The sequence below is a fragment of the Franzmannia qiaohouensis genome (assembly GCF_031451695.1).
In the GTDB taxonomy this organism is placed as follows: Bacteria; Pseudomonadota; Gammaproteobacteria; order Pseudomonadales; family Halomonadaceae; genus Franzmannia; species Franzmannia qiaohouensis.
Genome location: NZ_JARWAM010000002.1, coordinates 301140 through 321451, shown reverse-complemented (window position 1 = coordinate 321451; position 20312 = coordinate 301140). Strand labels below are relative to the sequence as shown.

General features: G+C 66.4%; 18 protein-coding genes. 13 read left to right on the top strand and 5 right to left on the bottom strand.

Annotated elements, in window-relative coordinates:
* The first annotated feature begins 9 nt into the window (after positions 1 to 9).
* The 10 genes from QC821_RS03645 to QC821_RS03600 all read left to right on the top strand — a co-directional run bounded on the left by QC821_RS03645 (position 10) and on the right by QC821_RS03600 (position 10002).
* Positions 10 to 894 (top strand): HAD-IIB family hydrolase, encoded by an 885-nt coding sequence (locus tag QC821_RS03645; RefSeq protein ID WP_309717122.1) that lies wholly within the window; start codon positions 10 to 12, stop codon positions 892 to 894.
* On the top strand, positions 891 to 2111 hold the full coding sequence (locus QC821_RS03640) for a glycosyltransferase family protein (RefSeq protein WP_163503931.1): 1221 nt from the start codon (positions 891 to 893) through the stop codon (positions 2109 to 2111). The genes QC821_RS03645 and QC821_RS03640 overlap by 4 nt, the downstream gene beginning before the upstream one ends.
* Before the next feature lie 87 nt (positions 2112 to 2198).
* Positions 2199 to 3608: an MBL fold metallo-hydrolase gene (locus tag QC821_RS03635; protein WP_309717116.1), complete on the top strand. Its 1410-nt coding sequence runs from the start codon at positions 2199 to 2201 to the stop codon at positions 3606 to 3608.
* Between the two features lie 148 nt (positions 3609 to 3756).
* On the top strand, positions 3757 to 4200 hold the full coding sequence (locus QC821_RS03630) for a DsrE family protein (protein WP_309717113.1): 444 nt from the start codon (positions 3757 to 3759) through the stop codon (positions 4198 to 4200).
* 170 nt (positions 4201 to 4370) lie between these two features.
* Positions 4371 to 5252 (top strand): MBL fold metallo-hydrolase, encoded by an 882-nt coding sequence (locus QC821_RS03625; RefSeq protein ID WP_309717111.1) that lies wholly within the window; start codon positions 4371 to 4373, stop codon positions 5250 to 5252.
* Positions 5253 to 5262: 10 nt separating this feature from the next.
* Positions 5263 to 7029 (top strand): SulP family inorganic anion transporter, encoded by a 1767-nt coding sequence (locus tag QC821_RS03620; RefSeq protein WP_309717109.1) that lies wholly within the window; start codon positions 5263 to 5265, stop codon positions 7027 to 7029.
* Between the two features lie 26 nt (positions 7030 to 7055).
* Entirely contained in the window at positions 7056 to 7529 is a 474-nt protein-coding gene (locus QC821_RS03615) for a YeeE/YedE family protein (protein WP_309717107.1), read from the top strand.
* Complete coding sequence (locus QC821_RS03610) at positions 7526 to 7945, top strand: DUF6691 family protein (RefSeq protein ID WP_309717104.1); 420 nt, start codon at positions 7526 to 7528, stop codon at positions 7943 to 7945. Before QC821_RS03615 ends, QC821_RS03610 begins: the two co-directional genes overlap by 4 nt.
* A gap of 27 nt (positions 7946 to 7972) precedes the next feature.
* Positions 7973 to 8674 (top strand): response regulator, encoded by a 702-nt coding sequence (locus tag QC821_RS03605; RefSeq protein ID WP_309717102.1) that lies wholly within the window; start codon positions 7973 to 7975, stop codon positions 8672 to 8674.
* A complete protein-coding gene (locus QC821_RS03600; protein WP_309717099.1) occupies positions 8671 to 10002 on the top strand; it encodes an ATP-binding protein in 1332 nt (443 codons plus the stop codon). Before QC821_RS03605 ends, QC821_RS03600 begins: the two co-directional genes overlap by 4 nt.
* A gap of 19 nt (positions 10003 to 10021) precedes the next feature.
* On the opposite strand, the gene dsbG (QC821_RS03595) is transcribed toward QC821_RS03600, so the two are convergent.
* The 4 genes from dsbG (QC821_RS03595) to dsbG (QC821_RS03580) all read right to left on the bottom strand — a co-directional run bounded on the left by dsbG (QC821_RS03595) (position 10022) and on the right by dsbG (QC821_RS03580) (position 14375).
* On the bottom strand, positions 10022 to 10780 hold the full coding sequence (dsbG, locus tag QC821_RS03595) for a thiol:disulfide interchange protein DsbG (RefSeq protein ID WP_309717096.1): 759 nt from the start codon (positions 10778 to 10780) through the stop codon (positions 10022 to 10024).
* A 26-nt stretch (positions 10781 to 10806) separates the two neighbouring features.
* A complete protein-coding gene (locus QC821_RS03590) occupies positions 10807 to 11622 on the bottom strand; it encodes a TlpA family protein disulfide reductase (protein ID WP_309717093.1) in 816 nt (271 codons plus the stop codon).
* A gap of 3 nt (positions 11623 to 11625) precedes the next feature.
* Positions 11626 to 13497: a protein-disulfide reductase DsbD gene (gene dsbD, locus QC821_RS03585; RefSeq protein WP_309717090.1), complete on the bottom strand. Its 1872-nt coding sequence runs from the start codon at positions 13495 to 13497 to the stop codon at positions 11626 to 11628.
* Between the two features lie 122 nt (positions 13498 to 13619).
* On the bottom strand, positions 13620 to 14375 hold the full coding sequence (gene dsbG / locus QC821_RS03580; RefSeq protein WP_309717087.1) for a thiol:disulfide interchange protein DsbG: 756 nt from the start codon (positions 14373 to 14375) through the stop codon (positions 13620 to 13622).
* Positions 14376 to 14487: 112 nt separating this feature from the next.
* Here dsbG (QC821_RS03580) and QC821_RS03575 point away from each other — a divergent pair, with 112 nt between their 5' ends.
* Positions 14488 to 16677: a heavy metal translocating P-type ATPase gene (locus QC821_RS03575; RefSeq protein WP_309717085.1), complete on the top strand. Its 2190-nt coding sequence runs from the start codon at positions 14488 to 14490 to the stop codon at positions 16675 to 16677.
* On the opposite strand, the gene QC821_RS03570 is transcribed toward QC821_RS03575, so the two are convergent.
* Complete coding sequence (locus QC821_RS03570) at positions 16667 to 18457, bottom strand: sugar phosphorylase (RefSeq protein ID WP_309717082.1); 1791 nt, start codon at positions 18455 to 18457, stop codon at positions 16667 to 16669. The two genes, QC821_RS03575 and QC821_RS03570, sit on opposite strands and share 11 nt — an antisense overlap.
* A 108-nt stretch (positions 18458 to 18565) precedes the next feature.
* Between QC821_RS03570 and nrdR the strand changes: the two genes are divergently transcribed.
* Both nrdR and ribD read left to right on the top strand, forming a co-directional pair.
* On the top strand, positions 18566 to 19045 hold the full coding sequence (gene nrdR, locus QC821_RS03565; RefSeq protein ID WP_309717079.1) for a transcriptional regulator NrdR: 480 nt from the start codon (positions 18566 to 18568) through the stop codon (positions 19043 to 19045).
* Positions 19046 to 19062: 17 nt separating this feature from the next.
* Positions 19063 to 20193 carry a bifunctional diaminohydroxyphosphoribosylaminopyrimidine deaminase/5-amino-6-(5-phosphoribosylamino)uracil reductase RibD gene (gene ribD / locus QC821_RS03560; RefSeq protein WP_309717076.1) on the top strand — a complete coding sequence of 377 codons (1131 nt, stop codon included), beginning with the start codon at positions 19063 to 19065 and terminating at the stop codon, positions 20191 to 20193.
* Positions 20194 to 20312: the final 119 nt, after the last annotated feature.

Genomic DNA, 20312 nt, shown 5'->3' with positions numbered 1-20312 from the left:
AGGTGCCGTATGAATCACGCTCCAGTGTCCCCGCCACGCCTGGTCTTCACCGATCTCGACGGCTCACTGCTCGATCACGACAGCTATGATTGGTCGCCGGCCAAGCCATGGCTGGCGCGCCTCGCCGCCGCACGAATTGCGGTAATCCCGGTGACCAGCAAGACCCGCGCCGAGCTGCTTTCGCTGCGCCTCGAGCTGGGCTTGGCCAAGAGCCCATTCATCGCCGAGAACGGCGCGGTGATTGGCCTGCCGCCCGCCTGGCAGCACGCGCGGCTGGATCGCGACCCGACCGATCCCCATGGGTTGGTGATCAAGACGCCGGGGCTGGATATCGGCTTTATTCGCACCCGCCTCGAGGTGATTCGTGAGCGGCTTGGCGTGCGTTTTCAGGGCATGGGCGCGATGCGCCTCGAGGACATCATGGCCCATACCGGTTTGTCGGAGCCGGCGGCTCGCCAGGCCCGGGTACGTGAGGGTAGCGAGCCACTGATCTGGCAGGACGATGACGCGGCCCTGGAACGCTTTCGTCAGGCGCTGGCCGACGATGGCCTGCGCCTGACCCGCGGCGGACGCTTCTGGCACGTGATGGGGGAAGTGCACAAGGGCGCCTCGGTGGACTGGTTGATCGAGCGTTTCACGTCGCTACGCGGTAGCCGGCCCCTTACCTTGGGGCTGGGCGACGGGCCCAATGACATCCCCATGCTCGACGCGGTGGATCGCGCGGTGCTGATCCCCGGCCACCATGGCCAGCGCGTCGAGGTCAGCAACCCGATGCTCTACTGCGCCACGGGCTATGGTCCCAGTGGCTGGATGGAAGGACTCGAACACTGGTGGAGCGACGAGATTCCCGAGGCCGTCGGTGACGGCGCCAATGGCAAGGAGCGCGAGCGATGAGCGATTTCTATCAGAACGGTATCATTACCAACTTTCATAACCTGACTCAGCGGCCGGTGGAGGCGCTGGAGGCCGACCTGGTGCGTTTCTCGATGCGTCGGCCGATGGGACTTATCCTGCCGTCGCTCTACTCCGAACTGGAGGGGCCGGCGCTGTCGCATATCGTCGACGAGCTGGCCAAGGTGCCGTATCTCTCCGAGATCGTGATTGGCCTGGATCGCGCCGACCGCGAGCAGTTCTTGCACGCCCGTGAATTCTTCTCGCGGCTCCCGCAGCACCACCGCATTCTGTGGAATGACGGTCCGCGGCTCAAGGCGCTCGACGAGGAGTTGGCCGCCGAGAACATCTCGCCCCAGGAGCCGGGCAAGGGGCGTAACGTATGGTTCTGCTCCGGCTATATCCAGGCCTCGCGGCGTGCCGAGGCGGTGGCGCTGCACGACTGCGACATCGTCACCTACGATCGCAGCCTGCTGGCCAGGTTGATCTATCCGGTGGCCCATCCCCAGTTCAACTACGAGTTCTGCAAGGGCTACTACTCGCGTATTGCCGACGGCAAGCTCAACGGTCGCGTGGCCAGGCTGATGGTCACGCCCTTGATCCGTGCGCTGAAGAAGATCTATGGCCCGCTGCCCTATCTCGACTACCTGGACAGCTACCGCTATCCGCTCTCCGGCGAGTTCTCGATGCGCGCCGATGTGCTCGACGGTATCCGTATTCCCAGCGACTGGGGACTGGAGATCGGCGTGCTCTCCGAAGTGCATCGCAACTACTCCACCAAGCGGCTGTGCCAGGTGGATATCGCCGATATCTACGACCATAAGCATCAACCGGTCTCGCAGGAGGATCCTTCCGGGGGCCTCAATCGCATGAGCCTGGATATCGCCAAGGCGCTATATCGCAAGCTCGCCACCCTCGGCGTGCAGATCAACGCCGAGAGTTTCCGCACCATCAAGGCCACCTACTATCGCATCGCCCTCGACCTGATCGAGGCCTACGACAACGATGCCATGATGAACGGCCTGAAGCTCGACCGGCACAGCGAGGAGCAGGCGGTGGAGCTGTTCGCCAGCAATATCATGGAGGCCGGTGCGGCGTTCCTCGACAACCCCCGCGACAAGCCCTTCATCCCCAGCTGGAACCGCGTCCAAGCGGCGATCCCGGACCTGCTTGAGCGGATGCATGCGGCGGTGGAGCTCGACAACCAGGGCAAGGTATAGCCTCAGCTCAACGGCTGCGCTGGATCAACGCCGGGCCGCCTTATCTCGCTTATGCTGGAGGTATCACCCTTCACGGCGGGAGTCGACATGGCCAGTCTGACGTTCCTGGGGGCGGTCGGTGAGGTTACCGGCTCGCGCTATCTGCTCGAGTACCACGACGGCGGGCGCGAGCACCGCTGGCTGTTGGAGTGCGGTTTGCATCAAGGCGGGCCGGATGCCGATCGCGCCAACGCCGAGCCGTTTGGGCAGTTGGCCGGCCAACTCGATGGGGTAGTGCTATCCCACGGCCATCTCGACCACGCCGGGCTGCTACCCAAGCTGGTGCGCGAAGGTTTCGCCGGGCCCATTCACTGCACCCGCGATACCGCCGAGCTGCTCGACATCATGCTGCGCGATGCTGCCTTCGTGATGGCCAAGGATATCGAGTGGGACAACAAGTGGCGGCGCAAGGCCGGCAAACCGCTGCTCGAGCCGCTCTACGAGCTCGACGATGTCGAGCGCACTCTGGCACGTTGCGTGCCCCACGGCTATGGGCAGGTGGTGTCACTGGGCGGTGACGCCAGCCTGGTGTTTCGCGATGCGGGGCATATCCTCGGCTCGGCGATCGTCGAACTCGGCGTACCCGCCGGCGGGCGCCAGCGGCGTTTGGTGTTCTCCGGCGATCTGGGCAACCCGGACTCGGTGCTGATGCATCCTGCCGAGAAGCCGCGCGATGCCGACGTGGTGCTGATGGAGAGCACCTACGGTGACCGCGATCACCGTCCGCTGGAGGAGACCCTGGAGGAGTTCGCCGAGGTGCTCGAGCAGGCCCATGCCGCTGGCGGCAACGTGCTGATTCCGGCCTTTGCGGTGGGGCGCACCCAGGAAGTGCTCTACCATCTCAGCGTGCTCTACCATCAGGGGCGTCTCAAGCAGCAGCGCATCTTCCTCGACAGCCCCATGGCGATTCGCGTCACCGAGCTTTATGCGCGCAAGAAGGCAGCGCTCAACCGCGACGACCTCAAGGTGCTCAACGTTGCTGCCCAGGGCGATCCCAGCCAGTACCTGCCGGGACTGCGACTGACCCGTACGGTGGAGGAGTCGATGGCCATCAATCGCATCCACGGCGGGGCAATTATCATTGCCGGGGCCGGGATGTGCACCGGAGGACGAATTCTCCACCACTTTCGCTACAACCTGGCCAAGCCCGGTACCCGGGTAGTGATCGTCGGCTTTCAGGCCGCCGGCACTCTGGGGCGTGCCCTGGTCGACGGTGCCGAGCGCGTCAAGGTGCTGGGCGAAGCGCTGATGGTCAAGGCACGGATTCATACCCTGGGCGGCTTTTCCGCTCACGCTGGACAGCGCGAATTGATCGGCTGGATCGGCGCCTTTCGCAATACCCCCCGCGTCTATCTGGTACACGGCGAGCCCGGAGCACAGCAGCGGCTGCAGGCGGCGCTGGCCGAGAGCGGCATTCAGGCAGAGATACCTCGCTACGGTGAGCGCATCACCCTATAGGTTCGGCTGCCTGGCCCAATCGCTTGACCCAGATCAAGCTGCGGCGTTTTACCTCATGTCTTGACGCTTCCTCTACGCTAGGCTGACAGCTCTACTTAAAATTATTAGGTTAGAGGAAAATGTTATGAAAATGAGTGGAACAGCATGTATGGCCTCGGTCCTTGCCGCGACCGCGCTCTGCTTGTCACCGCTGGCCATGGCCGATGAGCATGCCAGCGGCGATGGCGCCTATGCGGAACGTGCCTTGGTGATCCTGACCAGCGACTCCCTGCAGACCCAGGGCATGGCGATGATCCTCGCCAACGCCATGCGCGAGCAGGGCACCACCCCACACATCCTGCTATGCGATGCCGCAGGCGAGCTGGCCATCGACGGCTACCAGAGCGCGACCGAGCTGGGGCCGCGTGGCGTGAAGCCCGAGGGCCTGATGCAGATGATGATGGACGAGGGGGCCGAGGTGGATGTCTGCGCCATTTATCTGCCCAACAGCGAGTACGGCGAGGATGACCTGCGCGACGGGGTCGGGGTGGCCACCCCGGGCGCCATGGCCGAGATGATGCGCGACCCGAGCATTCCGGTCTTCAGTTTCTGAGCTGCTGACACCCAGATCGATGGCGCCCGTGCTCCCCAGGTCACGGGCGCCTGGCTGTTGGCCGGCATGAAACAAGGCCTGCATATTCAAATATGGTCTAACATTATAACAAGCAGTGTTCTATAGTAGTGCTATATCCACCAGCACGACTTCGATGGAGGTCGCTCACCATGTCCAAGATGAACGCACCTACGCCACTCGTGACTCACTTCTTCGACGAGCCGACCAACACCTTCAGCTATGTGGTCCAGGATCCCGCGAGCCGTGCCTGTGCCATCCTCGACTCGGTGCTCGACTTTGACTATGCCGCCGGCCGCACCGACGTGCGCTCTGCTGACGAAATCATTGCCTTCGTTCGTGACAACGACCTCACGGTAGAGTGGATCCTCGAGACCCACGTGCATGCCGATCATCTCTCCGCGGCTCCCTACCTGCATGAGCAGCTGGGCGGCAAGACCGGCATTGGCGCCAGAATCACCGTGGTGCAGGAGGTGTTCGGCAAGGCGTTCAATGCCGGCACCGAGTTTGCCCGCGATGGTAGTCAGTTCGACCGCCTGTTCGAGGAGGGCGACACTTTCCGCATTGGCGAGCTGGAAGGGCGGGTCCTGCACACGCCGGGCCACACCCCGGCCTGCCTGACCTATGTGATTGGCGATGCCGCCTTCGTTGGCGATACCCTGTTCATGCCCGACTACGGCACCGCCCGCTGTGACTTCCCAGGGGGCGACGCGGGCACTCTGTATCGCTCCATCCACAAGGTGCTGGCGCTGCCGGAGGAGACCCGGCTGTTTCTGTGCCACGACTACAAGGCGCCGGATCGAGACGAGTACCAGCATCAGACCAGCGTCGCCGAGCAGCGGGCGCATAACGTCCATGTACATGAGGGCATCAGCGAAGAGGCGTTCGTCAAGATGCGCACCGAGCGCGACGCGACCCTCGGCATGCCCAAGCTGATCATCCCCTCGGTGCAGGTCAATATGCGCGCCGGGGAGATGCCGCCGGCCGAGGGTAACGGCCAGGTCTATCTCAAGGTGCCGATCAATACCTTCTGAGGCCTTGCCCGTGAACCCTAAACGCTTCCTGCCGATCCTGCAGTGGTTGCCGGGTTATGGTCGTGTGACTCTGGCCAGCGACCTGCTGGCGGCGGTGATCGTCACCATCATGTTGATCCCGCAGTCGCTGGCCTACGCCATGCTGGCAGGGCTGCCGCCGCAGGTTGGGCTCTACGCCAGCATCGCGCCGCTGCTGGTCTATGCGCTGTTCGGCACCAGCCGCACCTTGGCGGTGGGACCGGTGGCAGTGGTCTCTCTGATGACCGCGGCAGCGGTGAGCCAGGTCGCTCCCCAGGGCTCGCCGGAATACCTCGCTGCGGCGCTGGTGCTGGCGCTTATGTCGGGGCTGATCCTTACCCTGATGGGGCTGGCGCGGCTGGGCTTTCTGGCCAACTTCCTCAGCCATCCGGTGATTTCCGGCTTTATCACCGCCACCGGGCTGATCATCGCCGCGGGACAGCTGCAGCACCTGCTCGGCGTGGACGCTGGCGGCCAGCATCTGCTGGAAGCACTGGCTGGACTGGTCGGTCAGCTTGGCTCAGTGCACCCTCCGACCCTGCTGATTGGCGCCGCGGTGTTGGTGTTTCTGTGCGCGGCGCGGCGCTGGCTCAGGCCGACCCTGGTGGCGCTCGGCATGGCGCCGCGACCGGCCGACATGCTGACCAAGGCGGCACCGCTGCTTGCCGTGGCGCTGACCACGTTGGCCACCTGGGGGCTAGGCCTCGATCAACGCGGGGTCGCCGTGGTCGGCGCTGTGCCGGTGGGCTTGCCGCCACTGACGCTGCCGGGCTTCGACAGCGACCTATGGGGCCAACTGATGGTGGCCGCGCTGTTGATCAGCGTGGTCGGCTTCGTCGAGTCGGTGTCGGTGGGCCAGACCCTGGCCGCCAAGCGCCGCCAGCGCATCGACCCCGACCAAGAGCTGATCGGGTTGGGTACCTCCAATATCGCCGCATCCTTCACGGGTGGGATGCCGGTCACCGGTGGCTTCGCCCGCTCGGTGGTCAACTTCGACGCCGGCGCCGAGACCCCGGCGGCCGGCGCCTTCACAGCGCTGGGCATTGGCCTGGCGGCACTGCTGCTGACCCCGCTGATCGCCTACCTGCCCATCGCCACCCTGGCGGCCACGATTATCGTGGCGGTGTTGACGCTGGTCGATGTAGCGGCCATCAAGCGCACCTGGGACTACTCGAGAAGCGATGCCACGGCGATGCTGGCAACCATCGCCGTGACCCTCGGCCACGGTGTCGAGAGCGGCATTCTGGCCGGGGTGGGGCTGTCGCTGGTGCTGCATCTCTACCGCAGCAGCCGCCCGCATAGCGCCGTGGTGGGGCGCATGCCGGGCACCGAGCACTTTCGCAACGTGCAGCGCCATCGGGTCGAGACCGACGCGCGTCTGGCCATTCTGCGCGTCGACGAGAGCCTCTACTTCGCCAACGCCCGCTATCTGGAAGACACCGTGATGGCGCTCGCCGTGCGGCGACCCGAACTCGAGCACCTGGTGCTGGCCTGTCAGGCGGTCAACGGGATCGATGCCTCGGCGCTGGAGAGTCTCGAAGCGATCAATGCCCGGTTGCAGGATGCCGGCGTGACTCTGCACCTGTCCGAGGTCAAGGGGCCGGTGATGGACCGCCTCAAGCACACCGCCTTCTGCCGCGAGCTGAGTGGCGAGGTATTTCTCAGCACCTTCGATGCCTGGCGGGCGCTGCACGGAGACGCCGTCTCGGTAACGCGTCAGCCGGCGGCCAACGAGGCGTCACCGCTCACCGAGCGCTAATACACAAGACACGACAGGAGAGACGAATGGATCTGATGGCAAGTCTACAGGGGCTGGTGGGAGGCGTGCTGATCGGCCTCTCGGCGGTGTGGTTGATGGCCGCCATGGGCCGTATCGCCGGCATCAGCGGTATCCTGTCGAGCCTGCTCTGGGTGCGGCCCAAGGGTGACAGTGCCTGGCGGCTGACCTTCCTGCTCGGCCTGATCAGTGGGCCGCTGCTAGTGATGGCGCTGGGCGGCGGGCTCGGTAACGTCTCCGGAGACGCCGTCGACGCGACGGGGGCGGTGATCGGTGCGCCCGCCGGCGGCGTGGCGCTGATGCTGCTGGCCGGTCTGCTGGTCGGCGTAGGTACCGGGTTGGGCAGTGGCTGCACCAGCGGCCACGGGGTCTGCGGCCTGGCGCGGCTCTCGCCGCGCTCGCTGGTGGCGACCCTGACCTTCCTGGCGGCGGCGATCGTCACCGTCTATGTGGTTCGTCATGTGATCGGAGGTGGGGCATGAAGGCACTCGATAGCAAGGCCCTGGCGGGCTACGTTGCCGGGCTGCTGTTCGGGCTCGGCCTGGCGATTTCCGGGATGACCGATCCGGCGCGGGTGCTGGGCTTTCTCGACCTGGCCGGGGCCTGGGATCCGACCCTGATGTTCGTGCTGGGTGGCGCGGTGGCGACCACCTTCATCGGCTATCGGCTGGCGTGGGCGCGGGGCAAGCCGCTGTTTGAGGCCAGCTTTCAGTTGCCCACCCGACGTGACCTGGATGCCCGGCTGCTGGGCGGCGCGGCGCTGTTCGGCATCGGTTGGGGGCTCTCTGGCTACTGCCCGGGGCCGGCGGTGGCCTCCATCGCTGGCTTGTCGCTACCCTTGGCGGCGATGCTGATAGCGATGGTAGTTGGCTGGTACCTGGCCCGGAAGGTCGCATGACCGAGTTCGTCGATGGGTGTGGTTGCGATGCATGTGCTGATCGTTGAGGACGATGCCTTGGTGGCCTCGGGCATTCGCGCAGGGCTAGAGCATGCTGGCTGGTCGGTGGAAGTGGTTGGGTCGCTATCGGCTGCTGATCACGCACTGAGCGTATTGCAAAGTGATGTCGTGGTGCTCGATCGCCGTCTGGCGGATGGCGACGGGATCGACCTGTTGCGCCGCTGGCGTGCGCGGGAGATTGGGGTGCCGGTGCTGATGCTGACCGCACTAGATGCCATCGAGCATCGCATCGAAGGGCTATCTATAGGGGCCGATGATTACCTGGTCAAGCCATTCGACCTGGATGAGTTGATTGCACGCTTGCATGCCTTGCTGAGACGTGCAGCGGGTCGTGCGAGCCCCGATATCGTGCATGGTCCCCTGCGCTTCGATCCGCGTACGCGAGGCTTGACCATGGCAGGGCACCATGTGTCACTGTCGCGTCGCGAGACGGCGCTGCTCGAAACGTTCTTGCAGGCGCCAGGCCAGGTGCTGAGTGCGGCGCGCCTGCACGACAGCCTCTATGGCTTCAATGACAGCGTGGAGAGCAATGCGTTGAACGTCCATCTTCACCATCTGCGACGCAAGCTGGGGGCTGAGGTGATCGAGACCGTACGCGGCGTAGGGTATCGCCTGGGAACCGCGCAAACGCTGCACGACATGGTGTCGATACGTAGGCAGCAGACATGAGTCTGCGGGCCAGATTGTCGTGGACGTTGGGGCTCACCCTGCTGCTGACCTGGGGCGCGGCGGCGGCTTGGTTGATGTGGGATCTGCGTGAAGAGGTGGAACGCACGCTCGACCGGCGCCTTGCGCAGTCGGCACGCATGGTGGCAGATCTCGTGGTGCGCTTGCCTGATGCATCCTCCCTATCGAGCGACAGACAGCTATCGATGAGCGTCCCTTTCGAAGGGATGGCATGCCGGGTCTCCTCTGCCCAAGGAGAGCGGCTCGCCAGCACACATTCCGGGCTCGACGGGGTGCTCGATGATGCCGAGCCGGGGTACGCCTATCGGCAAGAAGGTGAGGTGTCGTGGCGAGTCTATACGCTCGTCCATGACGGTGTGCGTATCACTACCGCCGAACGGGTTAACGAGCGTCGGCAGCTGCTCGGTAACATCGCCATGGTGGCCGTCGTGCCTTTTGTGATAGCGCTTTTGGGGAGCCTGGTGGCGGTTGCACTGGGCGTTTGGCGCTCGCTGAGACCCCTCGACCATTGGTGTCGGGAGCTCGAACTAAGGGATCGCGACGATTTATCGCCGGTTACCAGTCGGGCACTGCCACAGGAGCTTGGCCCCTTGGCGCGGACGCTGAATGGGCTGTTGTCGAGAATGCGCCGGAGTATTTCCCGAGAGCAGCAGTTCTCAGCGGATGCCGCCCATGAATTACGTACCCCGCTGACCGCCATCAAGACCCACCTGCAGGTGGCAATGCGGGTGGATGAGCGCGCATCTCGACACGCGCTGCTGCAGGCAACCGAGGGCGTCACTCGACTGGAGGGCACCCTCGAACAGTTACTGGCGCTGGCCCGCATCGACACCAGCGATGAGGGGGCATCGAGCGGCGCTTGCTGCTTGAGCGAGGTGCTTGTGCATTGTGTCGATGAGGCACGAGTGCGCGCCGGTCACCAGCGTGTGCGAGTGTCCGGTGAGATCCCCGCGGTGACGGTCGCACTGTCGTGTGAAATGTTGAGCCTGGTCGTGCGTAACCTGCTCGACAATGCGCTCGTCCATGGGCCTGAAGAGGCCGAGGTGAGCCTCTCGGCGGCAACCGAACCGTCCGGCGGCGATGGCATCGAGCGGGTCGCGGTGCGGATTGTCGATCAGGGCCACGGCATCGCCGCCGAGTCGCTTGAGAAGGTGACCCAGCGTTTCTGGCATCGCGCCGACTCATCGGGCGTCGGCCTCGGGCTGGCGATCGTTCAGGCCATCCTCGACCACGTCGATGGACGGCTCGTCTTCCAGACCCTCGACAGTGGGTTCGAGGCGCACGTCAGCCTGCCTTGCCATGCTAGGTAAGTTACTCGATGCCAAGCGATCAGGGCGCCGGCCCACCCATTGCTTGCTCGAGCCGTTCGGCGTCGGGCATGCCCTCGATCCGCTCGATTCTGTCACCCGCCTGGAAGAGTGTGGTGGGAGTGGCCATGAACCCCAGGCTTTCGAAAAGCTGATTATTGGTATAGACCTGCTCCTCGATGGCACGCGGTTGCGCTTCGATGGCGAGGTCGGTTTGTTGTCGTTGATGCTCGTCGAGGGCCGCCGTCGGGTCGTCACTGCCCAGGAGTACGGCGGCCTGGGCAGGGCTGTCGCTGCGCAGGATACCGACCATCACGTGGCGCAACTGAACCTCCCCCGCATCGACCCACGGTCGGGTGGCTTGCCATAGCTGCCGGCAGAAGGGGCAGTTGGGATCGGTGAAGGTATAGACGATTCGCGTTGCTTCCGGGTCACCGTCGGCGATCCAGTGGCTCGCCTCCAGGTCTTGCCACACCTCGGCATACTGCTCGGCACGCACGTACCTGTCGAGTGCCGGACTGGACAGGTCGCTGCCCTGTTCATCCACCAGGGTGCCGACGATGGCGTGCTCCCCGTCCGGCATGAGGTAGATGGTGGCCTCGCCGGTGGGATAGCTCGACGCAAAGCCCCTCAGCCCGCCGGGAGCATCGAATTCGGTATGGATCATCAAGCCCTGCTCGGCAAGTGCCTGAACCGGTGCAGGCCAGTGGTCATCGGCCAGGGCCGGGGTTGCCAGTGACCAAGCAAGCAGGGTACTGGTCAGTACAAGGGGGTGTCGCATGGTAGACGGTCTCCGTGTGGTGTGAATTAGCGCAGGCGTTGCAGTCCACGCTGCAGGGTGGCGCGCGATAGCTCTCCGAAGTGGGTATCCACCAATTGTCCCGCAGCGTCATAGTACAGCGTGGTGGGCATCGCCACGGCGCCAGTGACTTCTCCCAGGTCGAGCGCAGCATCGAGCAGAACGTTGTCGAGTTGTAGGGCCTCCTCTTCCAGGAACTGCTGCACCTGTGCCAAGGACTCACCCTGGTTGACGAAGACGAAGGTGATGTCGTCGTGAGCGTGTTGGGCCTCTTCGAACACCGGCATCTCCCTGCGACAGGGAGGGCACCAGCTGGCCCACAGGTTAACCACCAGCGGGTGTCCCTCGGCGTTGGCCAGTGCCGGCAACGAGGTGCTACTGCCCTCCAGGGTGACCAGCTCGACACTCGGTAACGGACGCGAGGTGGCGTCCATCAGCGTCAACGGACCGGCAAGCAGGCTCCATGACAGCGCACCGCCGAATAGGGCGGCGGCCAGCGCCCGGCGCTGGGCGGGTGCCTGCCACAGGCGCCAGGCTATGTAGAGGGCGCCTGCCCCAAGCGCGCCGAACGGATCGAATCCGCGGTCGCGAATGTCCAGCACGCCGGCGAGGCTGTCGTAGCTACTCCAGTAGCGAGCTACGAACACCAGCCTGGCACCGAGTAACGCGATCAGCAGCAGCGTAAAGAGGGTATCGCTGACGCCTGTACGGCTCCCTCGTCCCGCCCAGGCCCCGACGGCCAGGGCGATGGCGAAGCTGAGCATCAACAGGAGCTGACCGATACTGAAGCCCAGTGGGCCAATGGCGATACTATGATTCAGCATGATTCAGTACATCTCTTGGCTGGTAGGAGTGGTGTGACCCGCTTCTGTGAGACGCCGCAGAAAGCCATCGGCATCGATGTCGCCGATGATGCGAGCGTGGCGTCTCTCGTCACCGTCCGGACCGAAGAACAGGATGGAGGGTGGCCCGATGATGCCCAGCGCGGACATGATCTCGCGGTCGTCGGCGGTGTAGTCGGTGACATCCACCTGCAAGCGCGCAACGTCGCTCAACGCTCGTTGCACCTCGCTATCACCGAACACCTCGCGCTCGATGATCTGGCAGGTGATGCACCAGTCGGCAGTGAACTCGAGCATGGTCCACATGCCCTCGCTTGATGCCTCGTGTAGTCGATCGTCGAGGGCTGCCTGGTTGGCTAGCGTATCGAACGTCAGCGTGTCGGCTGGGGCGGCGCCGCTGCCTGCCGATGTCGGCGAGGGCGTCAGTTGGGCCAACGGGCGGGATATGTCGCTACCGCCCAGCCCTGCACCTACCAACCCCATCAGCCCCCATGCCGCCAGCGTGAAGGCCAGGCTCTGAAGAAAGGGGGTTGCCAGACGCTTGCCCTTCAGTTCCCTGGCGACCTGCAGGCTGGCGATCGCCATGCCGACCAGCAGCGCTCCCCAGAGCGCCAGGCCGAGTGGTCCTGGCAGAATACGTGTAGAGAACCAGATGGCCATGCCCAACAGCACGAATCCGAATACCACGCGGACACGCAGCATCCAGGCACCGGGTCGGGGTAGTAGGCGGGGACCCAGCGTGCCCACTGCGATCAGCGGCACCCCCATGCCGAGACCGAGTGCCAGCAGTGCGAGTCCACCGTGCCAGGCATCGCCGGTCTCGGCGATGTAGAGCAGTGCCCCGGCAAGTGGCGCGGTCATGCAAGGGCCGACCAGAATCGCCGATAGCACGCCCATGGCCGCGGCACCCGTAATACGGCCGCCGCGTACCCGTGATAAGGCTGCGTCCAGGCGCTGAGTCACTCCTTGGGGAATCGTCAATTCGAAGACACCCATCATGGCCATGGCCAGGAGCACGAAGACAGCCGCGAAGATGCCGATGAAGAGCGGTGCCTGAAACAGCATCTGCAGGTTGGCGCCCGCCAAGGCGGCGGCTACACCGAGAGAGGCGTATGTCATCGCCATGGGAATCACGAAAGCCAGCGACAGTCCCAGTCCGCGCCAGGCAGTGGGCTTGGCGGTGCGTTGATCGCCGATGATCAAGCTGGAGAGGATCGGGATCATCGGTAGTACGCATGGTGTGAAGGTCAGCAGCAGCCCCATGGCGAAGAAGGCGCCCAGTACCCACAGTGGAGGCGCGTTGGCGAGTCGAGAGGCGAGTTGCTGATCCTCTGCCTGAGGGGCTTGAGGGGAGGAGGACGCGAGGGGCGTATCCCCTGGAGAGGCATCTGATGGCGCTAATGTGGCGAGTTCGATACGTTTCTGCTGCGGCGGGTAGCACAAGCCAGCTTCAGCGCAGCCTTGCCAGGTCAAGGTGACATGGTCGGCATCTGCGACCGGAAGCGTCAGTTCCACGGCGTCGTGGAATACCTCGGATTCACCAAAGAACTCGTCCTCGATCAATGTACCGCGTGGTGGAGAGAGTGCGTATGAGCGTCCGTCGATGTCGGCCTCGAAGGTATGCCGATACAGGTAGTGCTCATCGGCGATCTCCCAGTGCGCCATCAGGCTATCCCCTTCACGGGAGAGCGATAGCGTAAAGGCCTGATCCGGTGCCAGGAAGCCACTCTCCTCGGCAAAGAAGGATTGAGCCATGGACAAGGGAGAGACCAGCAGCAGGATCATTGTCAGCAGCTGGCGCAGGCATCGTGCGGTCTTGTTACCACCAAGGGCCGCGAAATAAGGCTGGGTCATCATGGCCTCTCATCGAGTGTCGGTGAAGAGGCGGTCAGACTAGCGGGAGGGGATTATGTGAGGATTAAGAGCATGCCAGCACCCTGCATGGTGACTAACAAGGCAAAGCTAGGGCCGGTAGGTCGTCAGGGACGCGGCGCGCCAAAAATCGCCGCCAGTTCGTCCTCTTCCGGCAGGCCGTGGGCCATCTGCAGGCCGCGTTCGCCCTGGTAGACCATGCTCGGGGTGGCCATCAGGCCGAAGCTCTCCATCAGCTGGTGATTGTCGAACAGCGCCTCCTCCAGGTCGCGGGGCAGGCTCTCCAGGCGCGGAGTCTCTTCGCCGCGGAGATGAGCGAGCAGCGCCGCGCTTGGGTCGTCGGCGGCCAGCATGGAAATGGCCGTGCGCGGGCTGTCGCGATCCATCAGCCCGACCATCACGTGGCGCAGCTGCACCTCGCCGGCCTCGACCCAGGGGCGCGCCTCGTGGAACAGCCGCTGGCAGTAGGGGCAGTAGGGGTCGGTGAACACATAGACGATGCGCTCTCCGTTGCCCTCGGCGATCCAGGCGCTCTGTTCGAGCATCGCCAGGCTTTCGCTGTCCTCCTCGCCGCGAATCACCTCGTCGAGCATCGGCCGGCTCAGGTCGTTGCCGTCGGCGTCCTGCAGGGTGCCGACGATCACATGCTCGCCGTCGGGCAGCAGGTAGGCGGCCAGCTCGTGGCCCTGATAGCTCCCGGCGTAGCCGGTCATGCCGCCCAGCGCCTCGAACTCGCCATGGATGGTCATGCCCTGCGCTTGCAGAGCGGCGATGGGCGCCGGCCAGTCGTTGGCCAGCGCGGCGCTGGGCAGCAGGCCGGCGACAAGCAGGGCGGCAGGCAGGCGGTAACGGTGCAGGGACATGGGATATCCTCGTGGGGCAGTGCGCTCAGACTGCCACGCCCGGGACATTCTGCCCAGCGCCTCAGGCGCGGTAAGCTGACGCATCGTCTCCGACCCGCTGCCAAGGACGGTCATGCCCGATTCCATCCATTCGACACCCAGTGCCACCACCGCGCTCTACTCGCTGCACGGGATGTGGTGCACCAGCTGTGCCCAGGCGGTGGAGAGCGTGCTGGCGCGCCGTGCCGGCGTGCAGCGCGCCAGCGTCAACTACGCCACCGCCACGGTACACCTCAGCGGCGACCCCGAGGCGATTGCCCTCGAGGTGCTGGCGCCGCGGGTGCGCCGCCTGGGCTATCGGCTGGTGCCCCTCGAGGCGGCCCAGGACGCCGAGAGCCGCCTCGAGGCCGAGAGCCGGCGCCTGACCCTGCGCCTGGCGGTGGGCGCCAGCTTCGGCATGTGGACCATGCTCGCCTCGCTGCTGATCTACGCCGGGGCACTGCCCGGGCCGCGCCTGGAGTTCGTGCTGGCGCTGGTCTCGGGGGCCTTCGCTGTGCCGGTGGTGGGCTACGCCGGCTGGCCCTTCTATCGCGCCGGCTGGCGCACCCTGCGCGCCGGCCGCCCGGGCATGGATGCGCTGATCAGCCTGGGGGTGCTGGGCGCCGTGCTGGTCTCGCTGTGGCTGCTGTGGCGCGGCTCGGCGGAGGTCTATTTCGATACCGCGGTGATGCTGATCCTGCTGCTGCTGGTGGGGCGGCTGGTGGAGACGCTGTGCCGCTATCGCGGCCTGCGGGCGCTGTCGCGGCTCTATCCGCAGGTGGATGAGGTCGAGGTGCTCGACGCCGGCAGGCCGCGGCTGAGCGCGCTGGCCGACGTCGTCCCCGGCGCGCGGCTGCGCGTCGCGGCCGGCGCGCTGGTGCCGCTGGACGGTGCACTGGAGAGCGCGCGTGCCTGGCTCGACCTGTCGCCGCTCAACGGCGAGGCGCGCCCGGTCAGCCGCCAGCGCGGCGCGGCGCTGCAGGCCGGCAGCCGCAATCTGGGCGAGGCGATCACCCTGGTGGTCACCGCCCGCGCCGGCGAGGGCTACCTGGACCGGCTGCATCGCCAGATGCTCGAGCTGCATGCGCGCAAGGGCGAGCTGCAGCGCCTGGCCGACCGCTTCGCCGCCTGGCTGAGCCCGCTGGCGGTGGTGCTGGCACTGGCGACGCTGATGGCGCTGCTGCTGGGCGGCGTGGCAGTAGAAGAGGCCGTGGTGCGGGCGCTCTCGGTGCTGGTGGTGGCCTGCCCCTGCGCGGTGGGGCTGGCGATTCCGCTGGCCAATCTAGCCGCCGGCAGCCAGGCGCTGGGCCGTGGGGTGGTGTTCCGCGACCTGGCCGCCTTCGAGTCGCTGGGCCAGGTGCGCAGTGCTGCCTTCGACAAGACCGGCACCCTGACCCGCGGCGAGGCCGAACTCAGTGAGTGCCGTCCGGCGCCGGGGGTCTCCGAGGACACGCTGCTGGTGCTGGCCGCCCAGGCCGAGTGGGGCAGCGAGCATCCGCTGGGGATGGCGCTGCGCCGCGCCGCCGACCGGCGCGGCCTGGCGATGGGCGAGGCACCCAGCGAGAGCGACGAGGTGGCCGGCGGCGGGCGGCATGTACGGCTGGCCGAGGGCGCCGAGCTCATGGTCGGCGCCCCGGCGTGGCTGGCCGCCGAGCTGGGCATCGCGCGCCCAGCCGATAGCGACGACGAGTCGCGCGCCGGCAGTCGGGTGGCGGTGGCCCGCGACGGCGAATGGCTCGGCGAGCTGACCCTGCAGGACTGCCCTGACCCCGGCGCGCTGGCGCCGCTGGCCGAGCTGCGGCGTGCCGGCATGACGCTGGCGCTGGTCAGCGGCGACCGCGCCGCCGAGGTGGCGGCGGTCGGCGAGGCGGCCGGATTCGCCGGACGTGAGTGCTTCGCCGGTCAGTCGCCGGAGGCCAAGGCGCGGCTGGTGGCGCGCCTGCCGCGGCCGTCGCTGTTCGTCGGCGACGGCGTCAATGACGTACTGGCCCTGGCCACGGCGGACGTCGGCATCGCGCCGCTGGGCGCCAGCCAGCCGGCCCGCGATGGGGCTGCGGTGCAGCTGCTTGAGCCGGGCGTGGCCGGGGTGGTGGACGCCTGGCAGATCGCTCGCCGGGCCCGGCGCATCATGCGCCAGAACCTGGCGCTTTCGGCGGGCTACAACCTGGTGGCGCTGGGGCTGGTGGTATGGATGGCGATCCCGCCGCTGGTGGCGGTGCTGGCGATGGCGGCAAGCTCGCTGTCGGTCACCGCCAACGCCGCCCGGCTGGGGCTCAGCGACTGACCAGCCACAAGCTGCGATAGGGCCCAAGCTCGCTGGGTGGCGTGGCGCAGGCGCAGTCCTCGAGCAGGTCGTGCCAGTCATGCTCGGCAAGCGCCGGCAGCGCCAGCGGCTGGCGCTTGTCGGTGACGTTGTAGATTGCCAGCAGGCGTCGGCCGTCGGCCAGCGGCCCGCGCTGGATGGCCAGCAGGTTGGCGGGGGTGTCGAGCACCTGCTGGTCGGCGTCGGGGTGAAAGCAGGGCTCGCCGCGGCGAATGTCGAGGCGCCGCTTGAGCGCCAGGAACACCTCGCGGGTCGGCGTATTGCGACTGTCGAGCAGCTCGTCGAGCACTTCCATCTCCCACTGGCGGCGATTGATCGAGCGCAGCCTGCCGCTGCGCTCGATGCCTTCGTGGTCGTTGAGGGTGGCCGTCAGGGAGTGCAGGTAGAGCGCGGGAATGCCCTGCAGTGCCAGCATCAGGTGCTGACTGCACAGGAAGCGCTCGATTTGCCAGGGATCAGGGCCGCGGCGGGTGCCCTTGAGTGCCTCGAAGTAGGTGATGTTGATTTCGTAGGGCGAGTCCTCGCCGTCGGCGTTGGCCTTCATGCTGACGAAACCGCCGAAGCGGTGCATCAGCTCCAGCAGCGCCTCCACCTCATGCCCGGGCAGCAGGCCTTCCAGGGCGCGTACGCCGATGCCGTCGTGGCTAGCGGTGAAGTTGAGATAGCTGCAGCCGGCGGGCAGCGAGGGCAGTCCACGCAGCCAGCTGGCCAGGGTGCTGGCGTCGCCGCTGGTCAGGGTGTGGACCAGCAGCGGCGGCAGGGTGAACTGATAGACCAGGTGCGCTTCGTCTGGCGTCTCGCCGCGTTCCAGCCCACCCTCCTCGAGGCGCTCGAGCCCAAAGTAGCTAAGGTTCTCGCGGTGCGGCACGTTGGTTTCGGTGACCAGCAGGGTGCCGGGGGCCACATGGTCGAGAATGCCGCGCAGCAGGCGCACGATGGCGTGGGTCTGCGGCAGGTGGATGCACGGCGTGCCGACCTCCTTCCACAGGAAGGCGATGGCGTCGAGGCGGATGATCCGCGCGCCTTGTTCGACGTAGAACAGCAGGATGCCGATGAACTCCAGCAGCACATCGGGATTGGCGAAGTTGAGATCGATCTGATCCTCGGAGAAGGTCGCCCACAGGTGGCGGGTACCGCGGCGCGTGGCCACCGGTACCAGCAATGGCGAATTGCGCGGGCGCACCACCTGGGAGAGATCGGTGTCCGGGTCCATCTCGATAAAATAGTCGCGTCCCGGCTGGCTGCCGGCCAGGTAGTCGACGAACCACAGCGATTCGCGGGAGACGTGGTTGATTACCAGATCGACCATCAGGTCGCGGTGACCGGCCAGGCGTTGAATGTGCGACCAGTCGCCCAGCGTCGGGTTGACCTCGCGATAGTGGATCACCGAAAAGCCGTCGTCGCTGCTCCACGGAAAGAACGGCAGCACGTGCACGCCGCTGAAGGTATCGCCGAGACGCTGTTCGAGAAAGTCGTCGAGCACTTCCAGCGGTGGGCGGTCGCCGTCGATCAGGGTGTCGCCGTAGCTGATCAGCCACTGGTCGCGCTCGCTCCACAGTGGGCGTCCGGCGCCGGGGCGCTCGCGCAATGCCTCACGATGGTGCGCCAGCAGGGTGGTCAGCCGGCGCAGCACCTCGCCGGCGCGCGGTCCGTAGACCTCGCCGAGCCGGGCGCTGGCCAGCGCCGTGAAGGCCGCGGCATCGAGGGGGGCGAGCGCAGTGGGGGGCGTCGGCGAGCTCATGGCATCTCTCCTTGATAGGCTTCTCTCTTCAGCTTAATGCAGAAGGCGTGCCAAGCGCTTACACTACGGCAACTGTTTGAAAACAACACCGACGCCGGAACTGACCCCATGCATTGTCCCTTCTGCGGTACGCACGACACCAAGGTGACCGACTCGCGGCTGGTCGCCGAAGGCGACCAGGTGCGCCGTCGCCGCCAGTGCGCCGCGTGCGGCGAGCGTTTCACGACTTACGAAACCGCCGAGTTGGTAATGCCGCGGGTGGTCAAGGCCGACGGCTCCCGTGAGACCTTCGACGAGCGCAAGCTGCGTGCCGGCATGCTGCGCGCGCTGGAGAAGCGTCCGGTCAGCGCCGAGTCGATCGAGGCCGCGGTGGAGCGTATTCGTCAGCGGCTGCGCGCCCGCGGCGAGCGCGAGGTGGCGGCACTGGATGTCGGTGAAGAGGTGATGCAGGCGCTCAAGCGTCTCGACCAGGTAGCCTACATTCGCTTTGCATCGGTGTATCGCCGCTTTCAAGACCTCGATGAGTTTCGCGCCGAGATCGACCGCCTGGCCCAGGAACCCTCGTTCTCGCCCAACGACGATAGTTGATTGCACACGGACGACGCATGCCCAAAGCGACTGCCGAAACCTGGATGGCCCGCGCCCTGACCCTGGCGCGGCGCGGCCTCTATACCACCGATCCCAATCCCCGCGTTGGCTGTGTGCTGGTCAAGCAGCGGCGCATCGTCGGCGAGGGCTTTCACGCCCGCGCCGGTGAGCCGCATGCCGAGGTGCACGCGCTGCGCGCCGCCGGCGACGCCGCCCGCGGGGCCACCGCCTACGTCACCCTGGAGCCCTGCTCCCACCACGGCCGCACCGGCCCCTGCGCCGAGGCGTTGGTCGAGGCCGGCGTCAAGCGCGTGGTGGTGGCGATGCAGGATCCCAACCCCCAGGTCGCCGGGCGCGGCCTGGCGATCATGCGCGAGGCAGGTATCGAGGTGGCGTGCGGGCTAATGGAGGAGCAGGCGCAGGCGCTCAACCCCGGCTTTATTCTGCGCATGACCCGGCAGCGTCCCTTTGTGCGCTTGAAGATGGCCACCAGCCTCGACGGGCGCACGGCGATGCGCTCCGGCGAATCGCAGTGGATCACCGGGCCGCGGGCGCGCACCGAGGTGCAGCGACTGCGTGCGCGCTCCAGCGCGGTGATCAGCGGCGTCGAGTCGATCATCTTCGATAACTCGCGCCTCACCGTGCGCGCCTCGCAGCTCGACCTCGACGACGCCGAGGCGATCGCCTCGCGCCAGCCGCTGCGGGTCATCGTCGACTCGCGGCTGCGGCTGCCCCAGGCGGCGGCCTGCCTGCGCGAGCCGGGCCGCACCTTGGTCGCCACCTGCAGCCATGACGCCGAGCGCCGCGCGCGTCTCGAGGCGGCGGGGGCCGAGGTGCGGGTGCTGGCCTCGGATATCCACGGGCGCGTCGATCTGGAGGCGCTGCTGCGGCATCTGGCCAGCGAGGAGCAGGCCAACGAGGTGCTGGTGGAGACCGGCGCGACCCTGGCCGGGGCGATGCTCGACGCCGAGCTGGTCGACGAGATTCAGCTATTCATGGCGCCGACCCTGCTGGGCGGCGAGGCGCGCCCGCTGTTCAGTCTGCCGGGGCTCGAGACCATGGCCCAGCAGCGGGCCCTGGATATCCTCGATATCCGCGCGGTGGGCCGCGACTGGCGGATCATCGCGCGCCCGCAGCGCCGGGCCTAACGCAACACCGCTCGGAACTGACCCGGCGGCAGGCCTCCGAGAGGGCGCTGTGAACCCCTCCCTGGGCGCTACCTTGCGCCATCCATGGCGCAAACCCTCTCTGCGGCCTGCCCCCGGCG

Excerpts from the sequence above, each read along its gene's own strand:
- QC821_RS03645 (WP_309717122.1), top strand. The coding sequence starts at position 10 with ATGAATCACGCTCCAGTGTCCCCGCCACGCCTGGTCTTCACCGATCTC.
- QC821_RS03640 (WP_163503931.1), top strand. The coding sequence starts at position 891 with ATGAGCGATTTCTATCAGAACGGTATCATTACCAACTTTCATAACCTG.
- QC821_RS03635 (WP_309717116.1), top strand. The coding sequence starts at position 2,199 with ATGGCCAGTCTGACGTTCCTGGGGGCGGTCGGTGAGGTTACCGGCTCG.
- QC821_RS03630 (WP_309717113.1), top strand. The coding sequence starts at position 3,757 with ATGGCCTCGGTCCTTGCCGCGACCGCGCTCTGCTTGTCACCGCTGGCC.
- QC821_RS03625 (WP_309717111.1), top strand. The coding sequence starts at position 4,371 with ATGTCCAAGATGAACGCACCTACGCCACTCGTGACTCACTTCTTCGAC.
- QC821_RS03615 (WP_309717107.1), top strand. The coding sequence starts at position 7,056 with ATGGATCTGATGGCAAGTCTACAGGGGCTGGTGGGAGGCGTGCTGATC.
- QC821_RS03610 (WP_309717104.1), top strand. The coding sequence starts at position 7,526 with ATGAAGGCACTCGATAGCAAGGCCCTGGCGGGCTACGTTGCCGGGCTG.
- QC821_RS03605 (WP_309717102.1), top strand. The coding sequence starts at position 7,973 with ATGCATGTGCTGATCGTTGAGGACGATGCCTTGGTGGCCTCGGGCATT.
- QC821_RS03600 (WP_309717099.1), top strand. The coding sequence starts at position 8,671 with ATGAGTCTGCGGGCCAGATTGTCGTGGACGTTGGGGCTCACCCTGCTG.
- dsbG (WP_309717096.1), bottom strand. The coding sequence starts at position 10,780 with ATGCGACACCCCCTTGTACTGACCAGTACCCTGCTTGCTTGGTCACTG.
- QC821_RS03590 (WP_309717093.1), bottom strand. The coding sequence starts at position 11,622 with ATGCTGAATCATAGTATCGCCATTGGCCCACTGGGCTTCAGTATCGGT.
- dsbD (WP_309717090.1), bottom strand. The coding sequence starts at position 13,497 with ATGATGACCCAGCCTTATTTCGCGGCCCTTGGTGGTAACAAGACCGCA.
- dsbG (WP_309717087.1), bottom strand. The coding sequence starts at position 14,375 with ATGTCCCTGCACCGTTACCGCCTGCCTGCCGCCCTGCTTGTCGCCGGC.
- QC821_RS03575 (WP_309717085.1), top strand. The coding sequence starts at position 14,488 with ATGCCCGATTCCATCCATTCGACACCCAGTGCCACCACCGCGCTCTAC.
- QC821_RS03570 (WP_309717082.1), bottom strand. The coding sequence starts at position 18,457 with ATGAGCTCGCCGACGCCCCCCACTGCGCTCGCCCCCCTCGATGCCGCG.
- nrdR (WP_309717079.1), top strand. The coding sequence starts at position 18,566 with ATGCATTGTCCCTTCTGCGGTACGCACGACACCAAGGTGACCGACTCG.
- ribD (WP_309717076.1), top strand. The coding sequence starts at position 19,063 with ATGCCCAAAGCGACTGCCGAAACCTGGATGGCCCGCGCCCTGACCCTG.